Annotated in this window: 27 protein-coding genes; 1 reads left to right on the forward strand and 26 read right to left on the reverse strand. The window is 61.1% G+C overall.

Annotated features, from left to right (window positions below; all coding sequences use genetic code 11):
• The first annotated feature begins 6 nt into the window (after nt 1-6).
• Nucleotides 7-567 carry a prepilin peptidase gene (locus ACX80O_RS12950; RefSeq protein ID WP_459333699.1) on the forward strand — a complete coding sequence of 187 codons (561 nt, stop codon included), beginning with the start codon at nt 7-9 and terminating at the stop codon, nt 565-567.
• Nucleotides 568-572: 5 nt separating this feature from the next.
• Here ACX80O_RS12950 and ACX80O_RS12955 read toward each other — a convergent pair whose 3' ends face one another.
• The 26 genes from ACX80O_RS12955 to rplB form a co-directional block, all read right to left on the reverse strand.
• Nucleotides 573-1493, reverse strand: a complete 921-nt coding sequence (locus ACX80O_RS12955) for a tRNA pseudouridine synthase A (RefSeq protein ID WP_459308881.1) — start codon at nt 1491-1493, stop codon at nt 573-575.
• A gap of 22 nt (nt 1494-1515) precedes the next feature.
• Complete coding sequence (rplQ, locus tag ACX80O_RS12960) at nt 1516-2124, reverse strand: 50S ribosomal protein L17 (RefSeq protein WP_459333700.1); 609 nt, start codon at nt 2122-2124, stop codon at nt 1516-1518.
• A gap of 66 nt (nt 2125-2190) precedes the next feature.
• The gene (locus ACX80O_RS12965) at nt 2191-3201 is read right to left on the reverse strand and encodes a DNA-directed RNA polymerase subunit alpha (protein WP_299167092.1); all 1011 of its coding nucleotides are present in this window, start codon (nt 3199-3201) and stop codon (nt 2191-2193) included.
• A 167-nt stretch (nt 3202-3368) separates the two neighbouring features.
• Nucleotides 3369-3770: a 30S ribosomal protein S11 gene (gene rpsK, locus ACX80O_RS12970; RefSeq protein ID WP_459308884.1), complete on the reverse strand. Its 402-nt coding sequence runs from the start codon at nt 3768-3770 to the stop codon at nt 3369-3371.
• 110 nt (nt 3771-3880) lie between these two features.
• Nucleotides 3881-4258, reverse strand: a complete 378-nt coding sequence (gene rpsM, locus ACX80O_RS12975) for a 30S ribosomal protein S13 (RefSeq protein WP_459308885.1) — start codon at nt 4256-4258, stop codon at nt 3881-3883.
• 175 nt (nt 4259-4433) lie between these two features.
• Nucleotides 4434-4547 carry a 50S ribosomal protein L36 gene (rpmJ, locus tag ACX80O_RS12980; RefSeq protein ID WP_024475611.1) on the reverse strand — a complete coding sequence of 38 codons (114 nt, stop codon included), beginning with the start codon at nt 4545-4547 and terminating at the stop codon, nt 4434-4436.
• A gap of 73 nt (nt 4548-4620) precedes the next feature.
• Nucleotides 4621-4842, reverse strand: a complete 222-nt coding sequence (gene infA / locus ACX80O_RS12985) for a translation initiation factor IF-1 (RefSeq protein WP_019481515.1) — start codon at nt 4840-4842, stop codon at nt 4621-4623.
• Nucleotides 4843-5045: 203 nt separating this feature from the next.
• Nucleotides 5046-5870, reverse strand: coding sequence for a type I methionyl aminopeptidase (gene map, locus ACX80O_RS12990; RefSeq protein WP_459333701.1), 825 nt, complete (start codon nt 5868-5870; stop codon nt 5046-5048).
• Between the two features lie 5 nt (nt 5871-5875).
• A complete protein-coding gene (locus ACX80O_RS12995; RefSeq protein ID WP_459308888.1) occupies nt 5876-6448 on the reverse strand; it encodes an adenylate kinase in 573 nt (190 codons plus the stop codon).
• On the reverse strand, nt 6445-7758 hold the full coding sequence (gene secY / locus ACX80O_RS13000) for a preprotein translocase subunit SecY (RefSeq protein WP_459308890.1): 1314 nt from the start codon (nt 7756-7758) through the stop codon (nt 6445-6447). The genes ACX80O_RS12995 and secY overlap by 4 nt, the downstream gene beginning before the upstream one ends.
• Nucleotides 7759-7951: 193 nt before the next feature.
• The gene (rplO, locus tag ACX80O_RS13005; protein WP_459333702.1) at nt 7952-8443 is read right to left on the reverse strand and encodes a 50S ribosomal protein L15; all 492 of its coding nucleotides are present in this window, start codon (nt 8441-8443) and stop codon (nt 7952-7954) included.
• A complete protein-coding gene (gene rpmD, locus ACX80O_RS13010) occupies nt 8443-8655 on the reverse strand; it encodes a 50S ribosomal protein L30 (protein WP_019481510.1) in 213 nt (70 codons plus the stop codon). Before rpmD ends, rplO begins: the two co-directional genes overlap by 1 nt.
• Nucleotides 8655-9377, reverse strand: a complete 723-nt coding sequence (gene rpsE / locus ACX80O_RS13015) for a 30S ribosomal protein S5 (RefSeq protein WP_459308895.1) — start codon at nt 9375-9377, stop codon at nt 8655-8657. Before rpsE ends, rpmD begins: the two co-directional genes overlap by 1 nt.
• Before the next feature lie 29 nt (nt 9378-9406).
• On the reverse strand, nt 9407-9790 hold the full coding sequence (gene rplR, locus ACX80O_RS13020) for a 50S ribosomal protein L18 (RefSeq protein ID WP_019481508.1): 384 nt from the start codon (nt 9788-9790) through the stop codon (nt 9407-9409).
• Nucleotides 9791-9792: 2 nt separating this feature from the next.
• On the reverse strand, nt 9793-10329 hold the full coding sequence (rplF, locus tag ACX80O_RS13025; RefSeq protein ID WP_459308896.1) for a 50S ribosomal protein L6: 537 nt from the start codon (nt 10327-10329) through the stop codon (nt 9793-9795).
• 24 nt (nt 10330-10353) lie between these two features.
• Nucleotides 10354-10752, reverse strand: coding sequence for a 30S ribosomal protein S8 (rpsH, locus tag ACX80O_RS13030; RefSeq protein WP_019481506.1), 399 nt, complete (start codon nt 10750-10752; stop codon nt 10354-10356).
• Nucleotides 10753-10851: 99 nt separating this feature from the next.
• Nucleotides 10852-11427, reverse strand: coding sequence for a 50S ribosomal protein L5 (rplE, locus tag ACX80O_RS13035; protein WP_459308898.1), 576 nt, complete (start codon nt 11425-11427; stop codon nt 10852-10854).
• Nucleotides 11427-11807, reverse strand: a complete 381-nt coding sequence (rplX, locus tag ACX80O_RS13040; protein ID WP_459308900.1) for a 50S ribosomal protein L24 — start codon at nt 11805-11807, stop codon at nt 11427-11429. Before rplX ends, rplE begins: the two co-directional genes overlap by 1 nt.
• 3 nt (nt 11808-11810) lie before the next feature.
• Nucleotides 11811-12179 carry a 50S ribosomal protein L14 gene (gene rplN / locus ACX80O_RS13045; protein ID WP_019481503.1) on the reverse strand — a complete coding sequence of 123 codons (369 nt, stop codon included), beginning with the start codon at nt 12177-12179 and terminating at the stop codon, nt 11811-11813.
• A 287-nt stretch (nt 12180-12466) separates the two neighbouring features.
• Complete coding sequence (gene rpsQ / locus ACX80O_RS13050; protein ID WP_459308902.1) at nt 12467-12760, reverse strand: 30S ribosomal protein S17; 294 nt, start codon at nt 12758-12760, stop codon at nt 12467-12469.
• The gene (rpmC, locus tag ACX80O_RS13055) at nt 12757-13092 is read right to left on the reverse strand and encodes a 50S ribosomal protein L29 (protein ID WP_171618254.1); all 336 of its coding nucleotides are present in this window, start codon (nt 13090-13092) and stop codon (nt 12757-12759) included. The genes rpsQ and rpmC overlap by 4 nt, the downstream gene beginning before the upstream one ends.
• A 2-nt stretch (nt 13093-13094) precedes the next feature.
• Nucleotides 13095-13511, reverse strand: a complete 417-nt coding sequence (rplP, locus tag ACX80O_RS13060; protein WP_459308904.1) for a 50S ribosomal protein L16 — start codon at nt 13509-13511, stop codon at nt 13095-13097.
• A complete protein-coding gene (rpsC, locus tag ACX80O_RS13065; protein ID WP_459333703.1) occupies nt 13512-14369 on the reverse strand; it encodes a 30S ribosomal protein S3 in 858 nt (285 codons plus the stop codon).
• Nucleotides 14369-14734 (reverse strand): 50S ribosomal protein L22, encoded by a 366-nt coding sequence (gene rplV / locus ACX80O_RS13070; protein ID WP_026553530.1) that lies wholly within the window; start codon nt 14732-14734, stop codon nt 14369-14371. Before rplV ends, rpsC begins: the two co-directional genes overlap by 1 nt.
• Before the next feature lie 39 nt (nt 14735-14773).
• Nucleotides 14774-15055 carry a 30S ribosomal protein S19 gene (rpsS, locus tag ACX80O_RS13075; protein WP_019481497.1) on the reverse strand — a complete coding sequence of 94 codons (282 nt, stop codon included), beginning with the start codon at nt 15053-15055 and terminating at the stop codon, nt 14774-14776.
• A 12-nt stretch (nt 15056-15067) separates the two neighbouring features.
• Nucleotides 15068-15907: a 50S ribosomal protein L2 gene (rplB, locus tag ACX80O_RS13080; protein WP_196840169.1), complete on the reverse strand. Its 840-nt coding sequence runs from the start codon at nt 15905-15907 to the stop codon at nt 15068-15070.
• Nucleotides 15908-15920: the final 13 nt, after the last annotated feature.

Genomic DNA, 15920 nt, shown 5'->3' on the forward strand with positions numbered 1-15920 from the left:
CCGCTCATGAAGAAACCCACCGTCAGGGCCCTACCAGCCCCCGTGAAGGTGCTGGCCGCTGGGCTGGCTATCCTGCTCAGCGTGGTGGTCCTGTGCCGGTTCGGGTGGGCTCCGGAGACACCCGCGTATCTGCTGCTGACGGTCTTTGGCGTGGTGCTGGCGACGATTGACCTGCGAACCCGCCTGTTGCCGAATGCGCTGCTGCTGCCATTCGCGGTCGCTGCGGTGGTCCTGCTGGCATTGGCCTGCGTTCTGTCCAGGGACTGGGGCCGGCTGGGCGAAGCAGCCATCGGTGGTGCGGCCATGTTTGGCCTGTACCTTGTCCTAGCTCTGGTCTCACCGGGAAGCCTCGGCATGGGGGACGTGAAGCTTGCAGCAGTGCTCGGCCTGTATAGCGGCTATGCCGGAATGACCGCCTGGTTGGCGACGACGCTGGGCGGCTTTGTCCTCGGCGGCATCGTCAGTGCGATGCTGCTCGTCCTGACAAAGGCGTCGGCGCGTTCGGTCTTCCCTTTCGGCCCCCCGATGATCCTGGCCTGCTTCGCCGCCCTCATGGCCTTCGGCTAGGACCGTCATTCCCGGACTCGGCCGTCCCGTCGGGCACGGGTTTCCTCCGCCCGGGAACCGATGGCATGGTCGTCGGGGTACCGGACTTCCTCGAGCACCAACGGGTGTGGGGCGGCCAGCACCGAACGCGCTTCCTTGTTGCGGGCATGCAACCGTTCGAGCAGCCAGGCCGGCTCCTTCTCCCCCACACCCACCCGCAAAGTAGAACCAATCAACCCGCGCACCATGTTGTGGCAAAAAGCATCGGCTTGTACGGTCGCGGTGATCACTCCCCCATCAGCCCGCTCGAAGTCGAAGCGTTGTAGCTCGCGAACTGTCGTCGCTCCGGGCCGGGGTTTGGCGAAGGAGCGGAAGTCCTGCAGCCCGAGGAGCCGCAGGGCGCCGTCGTTCATCCGGTCAACCTGCAGCTCCTCGGGGTGCCACAACGTGACGCCTCGGGTCAACGGGTCCCGGAGCTTCAGACGGTCGGCGATCTGGTAGCTGTACCGGCGCCACAGTGCGGAGAATCGTGCGTCAAACCCCGGAGGCGCCAGGGCCACCTTGAGGACGACGACGGCGGGAACCTGGTGCCGTCGACGATCGGCCTTTTCGAGTTCCCGGCTGATCGTGGCGCCCAGCCGCCGCTGCATTGCCATTTCGGACGATAACTCCTGACCGCGTCTGAGCGCGTCCCACTCCCCCGGGGTGACGTCCACATGAGCTACCTGGCCGCGGGCGTGCACCCCAGTATCGGTTCGACCGGCGACGGTTAGCCGGGCCGGACGCCTGAACAACGTCTCCAGTCCGGCCTCGATAACCCCCTGAACCGTGGGTAGCCCGGGTTGTAGTGCCCACCCGGAGAAGGGCCCGCCGTCGTACGCCAGATCAAGGCGCACACGCAAAAGCCCCCTGTCCTCATGGAGGACAGCGGGCTTTTGGTCGGTCATGGTGCTAAAGAGGGCGGAAGAATTACTTCTTGCCGTCGTCCTCGGTGGTTCCTTCTTCGACGACAACAACCTCATCGGCGCCGGCCTCGGCGCTGATGTTGGTGTCCTCAGCAGCGACGTCGTCGGCCGAAGGAGCCGACTCTACGGAATCCGCCGACTCAGGCGAGTCTGGTGAATCCGCCGACTCAGGCGAGTCCGCCACGACCGGCGCAACCGGAGCTGCGTTGACCTTTGACTGCTCAGCCTCGGCGACTACCGACTGCTTCGCCGACATTGGTTCGAGGACCAATTCGATGACCGCCATCGGAGCGTTGTCGCCCTTGCGGTTACCGATCTTGGTGATGCGGGTGTAGCCACCTTCGCGGTTTGCAACGGCAGGAGCAATGTCGGTGAACAGCTCGTGGACGATGCTCTTGCTGCTGATGACGCCAAGGACACGACGGCGTGAGGCCAGGTCGCCCTTCTTTGCGAAGGTGATCAGGCGCTCTGCGTAGGGACGAAGCCGCTTCGCTTTGGTCACCGTGGTGGTGATGCGCTTGTGCTCGAACAGTGAGGCGGCCAGGTTGGCGAGCATCAGGCGCTCGTGCGCCGGACCGCCTCCAAGACGTGGGCCCTTTGTTGGTGTGGGCATGATTGTTTCTCCTCTAAGTGGTCCCGTCCGCCGCTTTCCAGCGGCAGACGGATCTTTCTAACGTTGTTAGAGCTCGTCGTCGCCGTATGCGGCGTCGTCCTCTTCGATGGCTGCTGCGCGGGCCGCAAGATCGAACCCTGGAGGGGAATCCTTCAGGGACAGACCCAGCTCGACGAGCTTCGCCTTGACCTCATCGATGGACTTGGCCCCGAAGTTACGAATGTCCATCAGATCAGCCTCGGACCGGGCGACGAGTTCACCCACGGTGTGGATGCCCTCGCGCTTGAGGCAGTTGTACGACCGGACAGTCAACTCCAGATCTTCGATCGGAAGCGCCATGTCGGCTGCCAGGGCAGCGTCGGTAGGCGACGGACCAATCTCGATACCCTCGGCTGCGGTGTTCAACTCGCGGGCGAGACCGAACAACTCCACCAGGGTGGTACCGGCCGAAGCCACTGCATCGCGGGGGGCGATAGCGTCCTTGGTTTCGACGTCCACAATCAGACGGTCGAAGTCGGTGCGCTGCTCAACACGAGTCGCTTCGACCCGGAAGGTGACCTTCAGGACCGGCGAGTAGATCGAGTCGACCGGGATGCGCCCGATCTCAGAGTCACCGGACTTGTTCTGGGACGCCGACACATAGCCGCGGCCTCGCTCGATGGTCAGCTCAAGCTCGAACTTACCCTTCGAGTTCAGGGTAGCAATGTGAAGATCAGGGTTGTGGAACTCGACCCCGGCTGGCGGTGCGATGTCCGCAGCGGTAACGACGCCGGGACCTTGCTTGCGCAGGTAGGCAACGACTGGCTCGTCGTGCTCGGAGGACACCGCGAGGTTCTTGATGTTCAGGATGATCTCAGTGACATCTTCCTTGACACCCGGCACCGTGGTGAATTCGTGCAGCACGCCGTCGATGCGGATGCTGGTAACAGCCGCACCTGGAATCGATGAGAGCAGGGTGCGGCGGAGCGAATTTCCGAGGGTGTAGCCGAAACCGGGCTCCAGCGGCTCGATGACGAACCGTGAACGGTTATCGGCGACGACTTCTTCAGTCAGGGTGGGGCGCTGTGCAATAAGCACTTACATTTCCTTTCAGGGAGCATCCGCTATATGACGCAACACAAATGGTGGAAAGGGACAGCTAGCAAGCAACGCTTATTAGCTTTGAGATCGGTGTCGAACGCCGCCCTGCGTGAGCCCAGGTACTGGGACCTGACACAGGGCGGCATCCGCACCGGGAAAGCTAATTAGACGCGGCGACGCTTCGGCGGCCGGCAACCGTTGTGAGCACTGGGGGTGACATCCTGGATGGAGCCAACCTCAAGGCCGGTGGCCTGCAGCGAGCGGATTGCCGTTTCGCGTCCTGAGCCTGGGCCCTTAACGAAAACATCGACCTTCTTCACGCCGTGTTCCTGTGCACGCTTTGCGGCGGCTTCAGCAGCCATCTGCGCGGCGAACGGAGTTGACTTGCGGGAGCCCTTGAATCCAACTTCACCAGCGGAGGCCCAGGAGATAACTGCGCCTGAGGGATCCGTGATGGACACGATGGTGTTGTTGAACGTGCTCTTGATGTGCGCCTGTCCGAGCGCGATGTTCTTCTTGTCCTTGCGACGCGGCTTACGTGCCGCTCCACGAGTCTTGGGGGGCATTACTTCTCCTACGAAAGGTGATGGGTGAGGTGCCGGGCCTGTATGAGAGGCCTTGGCGAAGTTGCTTGATGCGACGAGCGCTAGCCGGTCACTTCAAGGGGCAGCCAGAGTTAGCGCGCGGCCTTCTTCTTGCCTGCGACGGTCCGCTTTGGACCCTTACGGGTACGCGCGTTGGTTTTCGTGCGCTGTCCGCGCACTGGAAGACCACGGCGGTGCCGAATGCCTTCATAGCTTCCGATTTCCACCTTCCGGCGAATATCGGCGGCTACCTCACGGCGGAGGTCACCTTCGACCTTGTAGTTGACTTCGATGTAGTCACGCAGCTGCAGCAGCTCCGCGTCACTGAGGTCCTTGACGCGGGTGTCCGGGCTGATCCCGGTTTCTGCCAACGTCTTGTCTGCACGGGTCTTGCCCACGCCATAGATATAGGTAAGCGCTATCACTACCCGCTTTTCGCGGGGAATGTCTACGCCAGCGAGACGTGCCATAGTGGCGGTTCTCCTTTGGTGTTACTGGAGGTCTGAAACAGAGCGGCCTGCTGAGAAACTCAGCTCCCCGGCCTCCGTGCCCGGGGGTGTGCTCCCTCAAAACGGGGGAACTGCTCTGCTTGTATGGGTTTACTGCTGCTGCGTGTGGGCTGTACTCCTCGGTAAGAGAAAGACGTTAGCCCTGACGCTGCTTGTGGCGCGGGTTTTCGCAGATCACGAGTACGTTGCCCTTGCGGCGAACCACCTGGCACTTATCGCAGATCCGCTTGACGCTCGGCTGGACCTTCATGGTTTTCCTTTGCGTTGTTTGCAGATTGTGCTGTAACTACACTCCCTACCCTGAGTCAGGATGGGAGAATTCCTTATTTGTAGCGGTAGACGATACGGCCTCGGGTGAGGTCGTAAGGGCTAAGCTCCACTACTACCCGGTCCTCCGGGAGGATCCGGATATAGTGCTGACGCATTTTTCCCGAGATGTGGGCGAGGACAATGTGTCCGTTGGCCAGCTCAACGCGGAACATCGCGTTGGGCAGAGCCTCGTTCACAGTGCCTTCAATCTCAATGACACCGTCTTTCTTGGCCATATCCTCCGCTAACGTCGATGCCCACCACTTTCGCGGCGGACGGTTGGGATGGTGATCGTTGGTCTACTTCCACCGCAGCAACAGATCCGGGTCACCAGATCGTGCACACGTCGGCACCCTAAATGGGCACAGGAGTAGAGACAACCAACAGCCAACTCTACGCTACGAGTAGGGAAAAGTTAAATCTTTCAGGTCCGGAGGACCTAGGCCAGCGGAACGGGCGTGACACCGAGGGGCTGAAGCTTCGCAGCTCCCCCGTCTTCGGCGCTCAGCACCCAGATGCCGCCGTCGTGCACCGCAACCGTGTGCTCCCATTGGCATGCTCGCTTGCCGTCGGTTGTGACCACTGTCCAGTCGTCATCCAGCAACGTTGTCTCAAGGCTGCCGAGAACGAGCATGGGTTCGATCGCCAGACACAGGCCTGGACGGATCTTCGGTCCGCGGTGCCCGCTCCTGTAGTTGAGAACGTCCGGCGGCTGGTGCATCGCTGTGCCGATGCCGTGCCCAACATAGTCCTGCAGGATGCCGAGGGGGTCGCCGTCGAGCCCCGAAACGTAATCGTCAATGGCGTTGCCGATGTCCCCAACATGCCGGCCCCCAGCAAGGGCGGCGATGCCGTGCCACATGGCTGACTCAGTCGCATTGGAGAGACGCTGATCTTCGGACCGGGCACGCCCCACAATGACGGAGCGAGCGGAATCGGAATGCCACCCATCCACGATGGCCCCGCCATCGATGGAGAGGATGTCTCCGTCCTGCAGCACATAGTCACCAGGAATGCCGTGAACCACCTCATGGTTCACTGAAGCGCAGATGGATGCGGGGAACCCGTGATAGCCCAGGAAGTTGGACGTCGCACCGGACGCTTTCACGACGCCGGCGAACACCCCGTCCAGCTCCCGAGTGCTCACGCCCACGGCTACCGCCGCGACCGCCTCGTCGAGGGCCGCAGACAGAACCAGCCCAGCCTGCCGCATGGTACGCATTTGCTGATTGGTCTTGTACTCGACTTTCGACTGACGGAACATCTAAACTACCGTGAACCGTTCAGGGCAGTGACCACGCGCTCAGTCACCGTGTCGATCGCACCGATGCCGTCGACACGCTTCACGATGCCGCGTCCCTCGTACTGGGAGACAACGCCCTCGGTCTGCTCGTGGTACAGGTCCAGACGGTGCCGGATGACCTTCTCATTGTCATCACTGCGACCGTCGAGCTCCGCACGGCCGGTCAGCCGGCGCACCAGCTCCTCGTCCGGCGCCGTCAATTGCAGGACAGCGTCAAGGGCGAGCTCGTTCTGGGCCAATATCTCGTCCAGTTCGGTAACCTGCGCGGCGGTGCGCGGATACCCGTCAAGAAGGAACCCCTCCCGGACGTCGTCGTCCTTGAGTCGATCCCTCACCATTGAGTTGGTAACACTATCGGGAACGAAGTCTCCCGCGTCCATGTATTTCTTCGCTTCCAGGCCCAGCGGGGTTTCGTGCTTCACATTGTCGCGGAAGATGTCACCGGTGGAGATGGCGACGACGCCCAGCCGCTCGGAGATTCGTGCTGCCTGGGTGCCTTTACCGGATCCGGGAGGTCCGATGATGAGCATGCGTGTCATCGCAGTAACCCTTCGTAGTGACGCTGCTGAAGCTGAGCGTCGATCTGCTTCACCGTTTCGAGTCCAACACCCACCATGATGAGGATTGAGACACCGCCGAAGGGGAAGTTCTGGTTTGCGTTGATCAGCACGAGGGCTATCAACGGGATCAGTGCGACCAGGCCCAGATAGATCGCGCCAGGAAGGGTGATGCGGGACAGCACATACTGCAGGTACTCAGCCGTTGGCCTGCCTGCACGGATGCCTGGAATGAATCCGCCGTATTTCTTCATGTTGTCGGACACCTCATCCGGGTTGAACGTGATTGCTACGTAGAAGTAGGTGAAGAAAACGATCATGGCGAAGTAGAGCGCCATGTACAGCGGGTGGTCACCGTTCGCGAGGTAAGTGGTGATGAAGTTGACCCATTCCGGCGGCGGCGTCTGCCCATCGGTCGGGGTGTTGAACTGAGCAATCAGGGTGGGCAGGTACAGCATCGACGATGCGAAGATCACCGGGATGACACCAGCCATGTTGACCTTGATCGGGATGTAAGTGCTGCTTCCGCCGAGGGTGCGGCGCCCCACCATGCGTTTCGCGTACTGCACCGGGATTCGCCGTTGAGACTGTTCGACGAAGATCACCAACGCGACAACCACCAGACCGATGGCAATGACAGCCAGGAACACCGTCCAGCCTTGGGTCCGGAGGATCTCACCCAATGAGGTGGGGAACCCTGCGGCGATAGCCGTGAAGATGAGCAACGACATGCCGTTGCCGACGCCGCGCTCGGTGATCAGCTCACCCATCCACATGATGAGGCCCGTGCCTGCAGTCAGGGTGATGATAAGCAGGAGCACGGTGATGATGCTGTCGTCGGGGATGATCGGCACCGGGCAATCCCCTAGCAAGGCGCCGGATCGCGCCAGCGAGACAAGGGTGGTGGCGTTCAACAAGCCCAGGGCGATGGTGAGGTAACGCGTGTACTGGGTCAGAGTGGACTGCCCCTGCGCGCCTTCCTGGTGCAATTCCTGGAACCGCGGGATGACCACGCGGAGAAGTTGGGTGATGATGCTCGCAGTGATATAGGGCATGATACCCAACGCGAAGATAGACACCTGGAGGAGCGCGCCACCGCTGAAGAGGTTCACGAACTCGTAGAGGCCGCCCTCCGTATTACCGAGCTGCAAGCACTGCTGAACATTGCCGTAATCGACACCCGGTGCGGGAATGAAGGCACCCATCCGGAAGATGGTGATGATTCCAAGCGTGAACAACAGCTTGCGCCGCAAGTCTGGCGTCCGGAAAGCCCGGCCAATAGCGCTAAGCAAGCGTCCTCCTGAGGGTCTTGGTGTCCATGGCGGACAGATACACAACAACCGAGTCTAACGGTTGAAACCCGGTGCGTCGGACCCGGGGGCGGCTAGGTAAGCCTATGTGGCCGTAAAAAACTCTTGGCGGGCCGGAAAGTTCCAGCCCACCAAGAGTCTAGTTGCTGGATCGGGTAGATCACAGCGGCATTTTTTAGAGTCCGGTGACCGAACCGCCAGCTGCAGCGATCTTCTCTGCAGCACTGGCCGAATAGGCGTGGACCGTAACATCGACTTTAACGGTGATGTCACCGGTACCCAGCACCTTCACGGGCTGGTTCTTGCGAACCGCGCCGTTGGCTACCAGGCTGTCGACTGATACCTCGCCACCGTTCGGGTACAACTCCGAGATCTTGTCCAGGTTGACTACCTGGAACTCGACCCGGAACGGGTTCTTGAAGCCGCGCAGCTTAGGAAGGCGCATGTGCAGGGGAAGCTGTCCGCCTGCGAAGCCTGCCTTGACCTGGTAGCGGGCCTTGGTTCCCTTCATACCGCGTCCTGCGGTCTTACCCTTGGAGCCTTCGCCACGTCCCACGCGGGTCTTGGCGGTCTTCGCTCCGGGGGCGGGACGCAGGTGGTGGACCTTGAGTGCGTGAACGCGCTCGGTGCCAGTTGCTGTGGCTGTCGCCACTTCTTTCTCTGCCATTAGTTGGCCTCCTCAACCTTCACGAGGTGCGGAACCGTGTTGACCATGCCAACGGTGACGGCGTCGGCGGTACGGACAACAGTGTGTCCGATGCGCTTGAGACCGAGTGACCGCAGCGTGTCGCGCTGGTTCTGCTTGCCGCCAATGACGGACTTGATTTGGGTAATTTCAAGCTTCGCTGAGCTTACTAACACGCGCTTGGGAGTTGCCATTACGCACCTGCCTTTTGTTCCTGCATTGCGCGCAGCATCGACGAGGAAGCAACCTGATCCAGTGGCAACCCGCGACGTGCCGCTACTGCCTGGGGCTCTTCCAGCCGCTTCAGCGCGTCAACGGTTGCGTGAACAATGTTGATGGCGTTCGAGGAGCCGAGTGATTTGGACAGGACGTCGTGGATGCCGACGCATTCCAGCACAGCACGCACCGGGCCGCCGGCGATAACGCCGGTACCTGGCGAGGCTGGTCGGAGCAGGACTACGCCTGCTGCCGCTTCGCCCTGAACCAGGTGAGGAACCGTGCCACCGATGCGGGGGACCTTGAAGAAGGACTTCTTGGCCTCTTCAACACCCTTGGCGATTGCTGACGGAACTTCCTTGGCCTTGCCGTAACCGACGCCGACCATGCCGTTACCGTCGCCAACGACAACCAGGGCGGTGAAGCTGAAGCGCCGTCCACCCTTGACTACCTTTGACACGCGGTTGATAGCAACCACGCGCTCGACAAACTTGTCCTTGTCGTCGCGGCCGCCGTCGCGACCACCACGGCCACCGTCGCGACCGCCACGGCCACCGTCGCGACCGCCAGCACCGCCGGCGCCGCTGTTGCGGCCGCCACGTTCTCCGCGGGCACCGCCCTTGCGGTCGTCGGCTGCTGCCGTTGCGGTTGCGTCTGCGGCCGGAGCCGCAGCAGCGGGCTGTTCAGTACCTGTACTCAATTCAGGTTCCTTTGCATTGTTTTCCTCGGTCACAGTGCCAACCCACCTTCGCGGGCGCCATCTGCGATGGCGGCAATGCGGCCGTGGTACTTGTTACCGCCGCGGTCGAAGACAACAGCTTCGATGCCAGCAGCCTTGGCACGCTCCGCGACGAGGTTACCCACGCGCTTGGCCTTGGCGGTCTTGTCACCGTCGAAGGCACGGAGATCGGCTTCCAGGGTGGATGCCGAGGCAACCGTGACACCCAGCCCGTCGTCGACGACCTGAACGAACATGTGCCGTGCGGACCGGTTGACTACCAGACGCGGGCGAACCGCGGTTCCGGTGATGCGCTTGCGCACACGGAGGTGACGGCGTCCGCGCTGGGCGGACTTGCTCTTAGAGCTTCGCTTCTTGTTAATGCTGATAGCCATGATTATTTACCAGACTTTCCGACTTTACGGCGAACAACTTCGCCTGCGTAGCGCACGCCCTTGCCCTTATAGGGGTCCGGCTTCCGCAGCTTGCGGATGTTAGCGGCGACTTCGCCGACCTGCTGCTTGCTGATGCCGGAGACGGAAACCTTGGTTGGTCCCTCAACGGTCAGTGTGATGCCCTCCGGCGCCTTGACGGCTACCGGGTGGCTGAAGCCCAACGCGAACTCCAGATCGGAACCCTTGGCCTGCACACGGTAACCGGTGCCGACAATCTCAAGGTTCTTCTTGTATCCGTCGGTCACACCGATGATCATGTTGGAGATCAGGGTGCGGGTCAGGCCGTGAAGCGAACGCGACTCGCGCTCATCGTTGGGCCGTGAGACGGTCAGGGTGCTCTCGTCGAGGTCCACCAGGATCGGGCTAGGCACAGTGTGGCTCAGCTCGCCCTTGGCTCCCTTGACGGACACCAGGTTACCGGTGACTTTTACCTCAACACCCGCGGGAACGGAGATGGGGAGACGTCCAATACGTGACATGTGTTTACTCCTTCTCTGTTCCGGCTACCAGACGTAGGCGAGGACTTCCCCACCCACGCCCTTCTTGGATGCCTGGCGGTCTGTCAGCAGTCCTGAGGACGTGGACAGGATGGCGATACCGAGTCCGCCCAGCACGTGGGGCAGGTTGGTGGACTTCGCGTAAACGCGCAGCCCCGGCTTGGAGATGCGGCGGATGCCGGCGATTGAACGCTGGCGCTCGGGACCGAACTTGAGGTCGATGGTCAGCTTCTTGCCGACCTCCGCTTCCTCTTCCTTCCAGCCCGCGATGTAGCCTTCAGCCTTCAGGATGTCGGCGACGCGAGCTTTGAGCTTGCTATAAGGCATGCTCACGGTGTCGTGGTATGCGGAGTTTGCGTTGCGCAGACGTGTCAGCATGTCTGCCACAGGATCTGTCATTGTCATGTGGGCTCTTGCCCTTCCTCGTAACGGTTTCCGGGGCCCGGTTTAGGGTGTCGGACTTCCGTCCTGCCCTGCCCGGTACGGACCTGGAACGTAGTTAGATTAATCTTCGGATTTGAACGGGAAGCCGAGCGCTTTGAGCAGTGCGCGGCCTTCGTCGTCGGTCTTTGCTGTGGTGACAACGGTGATGTCCATGCCACGTACGCGGTCGATCTTGTCCTGGTCGATCTCATGGAACATTGACTGTTCGGTGAGGCCGAAGGTGTAGTTGCCGTTTCCGTCGAACTGGCGGCCGCTGAGGCCGCGGAAGTCGCGGATACGGGGCAGAGCGAGCGAGACCAGACGGTCGACGAATTCCCACATGCGGTCGCCACGAAGTGTCGCGTGGCAGCCGATAGGCATTCCCTCGCGCAGTTTGAACTGTGCGATCGATTTGCGGGCCTTGGTGACCTGGGGCTTCTGGCCGGTGATTTGGGTCATGTCACGGACAGCGCCGTCGATAAGCTTCGAATCCTTGGCTGCATCTCCAACACCCATGTTCACCACTACCTTGACGAGGCGTGGAACCTGGTTGACGTTGGTGTAGCTGAATTCTTCCTGCAGACCAGACTTGATTTCGGCGGCGTAGCGTGTCTTCAGACGCGGGGAGATCTTCGTCTCTACGGCTTCGGTAGTCATTAGAGATCCTTCCCTGATGCCTTGGCGACGCGGATCCGGACCGTACGCTCTTTGCCGTCTTTCTCGACGGTATCGATGCGGTAGCCGACGCGGGTCGGCTTGTTGGTCTCGGGGTCAACCATTGCAACGTTGCTGATATGGATGGGTGCTTCGATGACCTCGATGCCACCGGTCTTGGAGCCGCGCTGCGACTGTCCCACCTTGGTGTGACGGGTCACGCGGTTGATTCCCTCGACAAGTACCCGGTTGTTTTCCCGGAATACCCGCAGAACCTTGCCCTGCTTGCCGCGGTCTCCGCCGCGTTCCTGCTTGGCGCCACTGATGACCTGGACCAGGTCACCCTTCTTGATCTTGAATTTCACTGTCTTATTCGCTCCCATGGATTAGAGCACCTCCGGCGCTAGCGAGATGATCTTCATGAAGCGCTTGTCGCGGAGTTCACGACCTACGGGACCGAAGATACGCGTACCGCGTGGGTCGCCGTCTGTCTTCAAGATCACCGCAGCGTTCTCGTCGAACTTGATGTAGGAACCATCCGCGCGGCGGCGTTCCTTCTTGGTGCGGACGATTACCGCCTTGACGACGTCGCCCTTCTTGACATTGCCGCCGGGGATTGCATCCTTGACGGTGGCGACGATGACGTCACCGATGCCTGCGTAGCGGCGTCCAGATCCTCCGAGAACGCGGATGGTCAAGATTTCCTTGGCACCCGTGTTGTCGGCGACCTTAAGCCGCGACTCCTGCTGAATCACTTATTGCTCCTGTCGTCGCGCTGGTTCTCTCTACGAGCCTTGCGGAACGGATATGGGTTGGCCCCGTAATACTGGTCCTCAGCCTGCGCGGGCGCGAACACGCCACCGCAAAGAAGCTGAACAAGATTATCGGGCTTTTGTCTCAATCGCCGGTGTGGAAGCTCATACCGCTAACCCACCGAACAGACAAGATTTTTATCTTATCGCGAAAGCGCCCCGGACGCGAAATCGCTTACGCGATGTCTCGTCCGGGGCGCAATCATCAACTGCAGGATCCCTGAAGGGGCCTACTTGGCGCGCTCGATGATCTCAACCAGGCGCCACCGCTTGGTAGCGGACAGTGGACGGGTCTCACTGATCAGCACGTGATCCCCGATGCCGGCGGTGTTCTGTTCGTCGTGGACCTTGACCTTGGTGCTGCGCCGAAGAACCTTGCCGTACAGCGCGTGCTTCACACGGTCTTCAACCTGCACCGTGATGGTCTTTTCCATCTTGTCCGAGACTACGTAGCCACGACGGGTCTTACGGTAGCCGCGGGCGAGATCGTCCGACGTCGTTGCTTCACTCTTCTGTTCACTCACTTGGCGTCCTCCTTAGATGCCTCGGTGCCCGCATCCGGGGCGTCTTTGGTGGAGGCCTTCTTGGACTTCTTGGCCTTTTCAGGCTTTGCTTCCTCAACGGGAGCAACATAGTCAGGCCGAATGCCGAGCTCGCGCTCACGCATCACCGTGTACAGGCGTGCGATATCGCGCTTTACCGAGCGGAGACGCCCGTGGTTTTCCAACTGTCCGGTTGCGGACTGGAAGCGCAGGTTGAACAGCTCTTCCTTGCCCTTCCGGAGCTCCTCGACCAAGCGATCACGATCGAAGCCGTCCAGCTGCTCGGATGTCAGTTCCTTTGAACCAATAGCCATATCTACTCACCACCTTCACGACGCACAATGCGTGCCTTCAACGGCAGCTTGTGGATTGCTAGGCGCAGGGCTTCGCGGGCTACCTCTTCTGATACACCGGAGAGTTCAAAGAGAACCCGGCCCGGCTTGACGTTCGATACCCACCATTCAGGGGAACCCTTACCGGAACCCATACGGGTTTCTGCAGGCTTCTTGGTCAGTGGTCGGTCAGGATAAATGTTGATCCAGACCTTGCCGCCACGCTTGATGTGGCGGGTCATGGCAATACGTGCAGCTTCAATCTGACGGTTGGTGACGTATGCAGGAGTCAAAGCCTGGATACCCCATTCACCGAAGCTGACCTGCGTGCCACCGGTAGCAGCGCCGGAACGACCCGGGTGGTGCTGCTTACGGAACTTGACTCGACGTGGGATAAGCATTTAAGCCTGTCCTCCTTCCGCTGCTGCCGGAGCTGCAGCTTCAGCCGGTGCGGCAGTCGCCTGCGCCTCGGCGGGAGAGGAACCGGCCGGGTTACGACGACGACGGTCTGCACTGCGGTCACCGCCACGGTCAGCTCCTGCTGGTCCACGGCTCGGACGGTCGCTTCCGCCGCCACGTCCACGCGAAGGTGCTGCTGCGGCCTGGGCTGCGAGCTCCTTGGCGGTGATGTCGCCCTTGTAGATCCAGACCTTCACACCGATACGGCCGAAGGTGGTCTTGGCTTCGAAGAAACCGTAGTCGATGTTCGCGCGAAGGGTGTGCAGGGGCACACGGCCTTCACGGTAGAACTCGGAACGGCTCATTTCAGCGCCGCCCAGACGACCGGAGCACTGGACACGGATGCCCTTGGCGCCGGCGCGCTGTGCCGACTGCATGGCCTTCTTCATCGCGCGGCGGAACGCCACGCGTGAGGAGAGCTGCTCTGCAACGCCCTGGGCTACCAGCTGAGCTTCCATCTCGGGGTTCTTGACCTCAAGGATGTTCAGCTGAACCTGCTTGCCAGTTAGCTTCTCCAGTTCGCCGCGGATACGGTCTGCTTCGGCGCCGCGGCGACCGATGACGATACCGGGACGGGCCGTGTGGATATCCACGCGGACCCGGTCGCGGGTGCGCTCGATCTCAACCTTGGCGATACCGGCACGGTCCATGCCGGTGGCCATCAGCTGACGGATCTTGATGTCCTCGCGGACGTAGTCCTTGTACCGCTGACCGGGCTTGCTGCTGTCGGCGAACCAGTGCGAACGGTGGTCCGTGGTGATACCGAGCCTGAACCCATGCGGGTTTACTTTCTGTCCCACTAGCGGACCTGCGCTTTCTCAGGGGTGGCTACTACAACTGTGATGTGGCTAGTCCGCTTCAAAATGCGGAATGCACGGCCCTGGGCGCGCGGCCGGAACCGCTTCATCGTGGGGCCTTCATCAACAAATGCCTCGCTGATGAACAGGTTATCTTCGTCGAATGCGACGCCATCCCGGTCCGCGAGGACACGGGCGTTGGCGACCGCCGACTGTACTACCTTGAATACCGGCTCTGAAGCTGCCTGTGGGGCAAACTTCAGTATTGCCAGAGCCTCATTCGTCTGCTTGCCACGAACCAGGTTGACGACGCGCCGGGCCTTCATAGGCGTGACACGCGAAAAACGCGCAACTGCCTTGGCTTCCATTGCTTTCCTTCTCTCGTCTTCTGCCGCTTCGAGCAGCGCCTAGCGGCGCTTGCCCTTGCGGTCGTCCTTTACGTGGCCGCGGAAGGTCCGCGTCGCAGCGAATTCGCCGAGCTTATGCCCGACCATTGACTCTGTGACAAACACCGGGATGTGCTTGCGCCCGTCGTGCACGGCGATCGTGTGCCCCAGCATGTCGGGGATGATCATTGAGCGGCGGGACCACGTCTTAATGACGTTCTTGGTGCCCTTGTCGTTTTCACGAGCGACCTTCACAAAAAGGTGCTGATCGACGAAGGGGCCTTTCTTCAGGCTGCGTGGCATGTCTCCAGGCTCCTATCGCTTGTTCTTGCCGGAACGACGGCGACGCACAATCAGTGAGTCGCTCTCTTTGTTTTTGCGGCGGGTACGGCCTTCGGCCTTACCGTTCGGGTTCACCGGGTGACGGCCACCAGAGGTCTTACCTTCACCACCACCGTGTGGGTGATCAACCGGGTTCATGGCGACGCCACGAACGGTTGGGCGGACGCCCTTCCAGCGCATACGGCCGGCCTTGCCCCAGTTGATGTTGGACTGTTCTGCGTTTCCAACTTCACCGATGGTGGCCCGGCAGCGAACATCCACATTGCGGATTTCACCGGAAGGAAGGCGGAGCTGCGCGAAGCGGCCCTCTTTGGCAACCAGCTGGACTGACGCACCGGCCGAGCGAGCCATTTTGGCCCCGCCGCCTGGACGCAGTTCCACGGCGTGGATCACGGTACCAACCGGGATGTTGCGCAGTGGCAGGTTGTTGCCTGGCTTGATGTCAGCGCCAGCGCCGGCTTCCACCGTGTCGCCCTGCTTCAGGCGGTTGGGTGCAACGATATAGCGCTTGGTGCCGTCAACGTAGTGGAGGAGCGCAATGCGAGCCGTGCGGTTGGGATCGTATTCGATCTCAGCCACACGTGCGTTGACGCCGTCCTTGTCGTGGCGACGGAAGTCAATCAGGCGGTACTGGCGCTTGTGGCCACCACCCTTGTGACGGGTCGTGATCCGACCGGTGTTGTTACGACCACCCTTTTTAGGGAGGGGACGCACCAGTGATTTTTCCGGAGTGGACCGAGTGATTTCTGCGAAGTCAGCAACGCTCGAGCCGCGACGGCCGGGTGTTGTTGGCTTGTACTTGAGAATAGCCATGTGTCATTTCCTC

The sequence above is a fragment of the Arthrobacter glycogeni genome, from assembly GCF_054511155.1.

What these genes read in the sequence shown, in the direction of transcription:
- ACX80O_RS12950 (WP_459333699.1), top strand. Translation starts at nt 7, where the DNA reads ATGAAGAAACCCACCGTCAGGGCCCTACCAGCCCCCGTGAAGGTGCTG.
- ACX80O_RS12955 (WP_459308881.1), bottom strand. Translation starts at nt 1,493, where the DNA reads ATGACCGACCAAAAGCCCGCTGTCCTCCATGAGGACAGGGGGCTTTTG.
- rplQ (WP_459333700.1), bottom strand. Translation starts at nt 2,124, where the DNA reads ATGCCCACACCAACAAAGGGCCCACGTCTTGGAGGCGGTCCGGCGCAC.
- rpsK (WP_459308884.1), bottom strand. Translation starts at nt 3,770, where the DNA reads ATGCCCCCCAAGACTCGTGGAGCGGCACGTAAGCCGCGTCGCAAGGAC.
- rpsM (WP_459308885.1), bottom strand. Translation starts at nt 4,258, where the DNA reads ATGGCACGTCTCGCTGGCGTAGACATTCCCCGCGAAAAGCGGGTAGTG.
- rpmJ (WP_024475611.1), bottom strand. Translation starts at nt 4,547, where the DNA reads ATGAAGGTCCAGCCGAGCGTCAAGCGGATCTGCGATAAGTGCCAGGTG.
- infA (WP_019481515.1), bottom strand. Translation starts at nt 4,842, where the DNA reads ATGGCCAAGAAAGACGGTGTCATTGAGATTGAAGGCACTGTGAACGAG.
- map (WP_459333701.1), bottom strand. Translation starts at nt 5,870, where the DNA reads ATGTTCCGTCAGTCGAAAGTCGAGTACAAGACCAATCAGCAAATGCGT.
- ACX80O_RS12995 (WP_459308888.1), bottom strand. Translation starts at nt 6,448, where the DNA reads ATGACACGCATGCTCATCATCGGACCTCCCGGATCCGGTAAAGGCACC.
- rplO (WP_459333702.1), bottom strand. Translation starts at nt 8,443, where the DNA reads ATGGCAGAGAAAGAAGTGGCGACAGCCACAGCAACTGGCACCGAGCGC.
- rpmD (WP_019481510.1), bottom strand. Translation starts at nt 8,655, where the DNA reads ATGGCAACTCCCAAGCGCGTGTTAGTAAGCTCAGCGAAGCTTGAAATT.
- rplR (WP_019481508.1), bottom strand. Translation starts at nt 9,790, where the DNA reads ATGGCTATCAGCATTAACAAGAAGCGAAGCTCTAAGAGCAAGTCCGCC.
- rplF (WP_459308896.1), bottom strand. Translation starts at nt 10,329, where the DNA reads ATGTCACGTATTGGACGTCTCCCCATCTCCGTTCCCGCGGGTGTTGAG.
- rpsH (WP_019481506.1), bottom strand. Translation starts at nt 10,752, where the DNA reads ATGACAATGACAGATCCTGTGGCAGACATGCTGACACGTCTGCGCAAC.
- rplE (WP_459308898.1), bottom strand. Translation starts at nt 11,427, where the DNA reads ATGACTACCGAAGCCGTAGAGACGAAGATCTCCCCGCGTCTGAAGACA.
- rplX (WP_459308900.1), bottom strand. Translation starts at nt 11,807, where the DNA reads ATGGGAGCGAATAAGACAGTGAAATTCAAGATCAAGAAGGGTGACCTG.
- rpmC (WP_171618254.1), bottom strand. Translation starts at nt 13,092, where the DNA reads ATGGCTATTGGTTCAAAGGAACTGACATCCGAGCAGCTGGACGGCTTC.
- rplP (WP_459308904.1), bottom strand. Translation starts at nt 13,511, where the DNA reads ATGCTTATCCCACGTCGAGTCAAGTTCCGTAAGCAGCACCACCCGGGT.
- rplV (WP_026553530.1), bottom strand. Translation starts at nt 14,734, where the DNA reads ATGGAAGCCAAGGCAGTTGCGCGTTTTTCGCGTGTCACGCCTATGAAG.
- rpsS (WP_019481497.1), bottom strand. Translation starts at nt 15,055, where the DNA reads ATGCCACGCAGCCTGAAGAAAGGCCCCTTCGTCGATCAGCACCTTTTT.
- rplB (WP_196840169.1), bottom strand. Translation starts at nt 15,907, where the DNA reads ATGGCTATTCTCAAGTACAAGCCAACAACACCCGGCCGTCGCGGCTCG.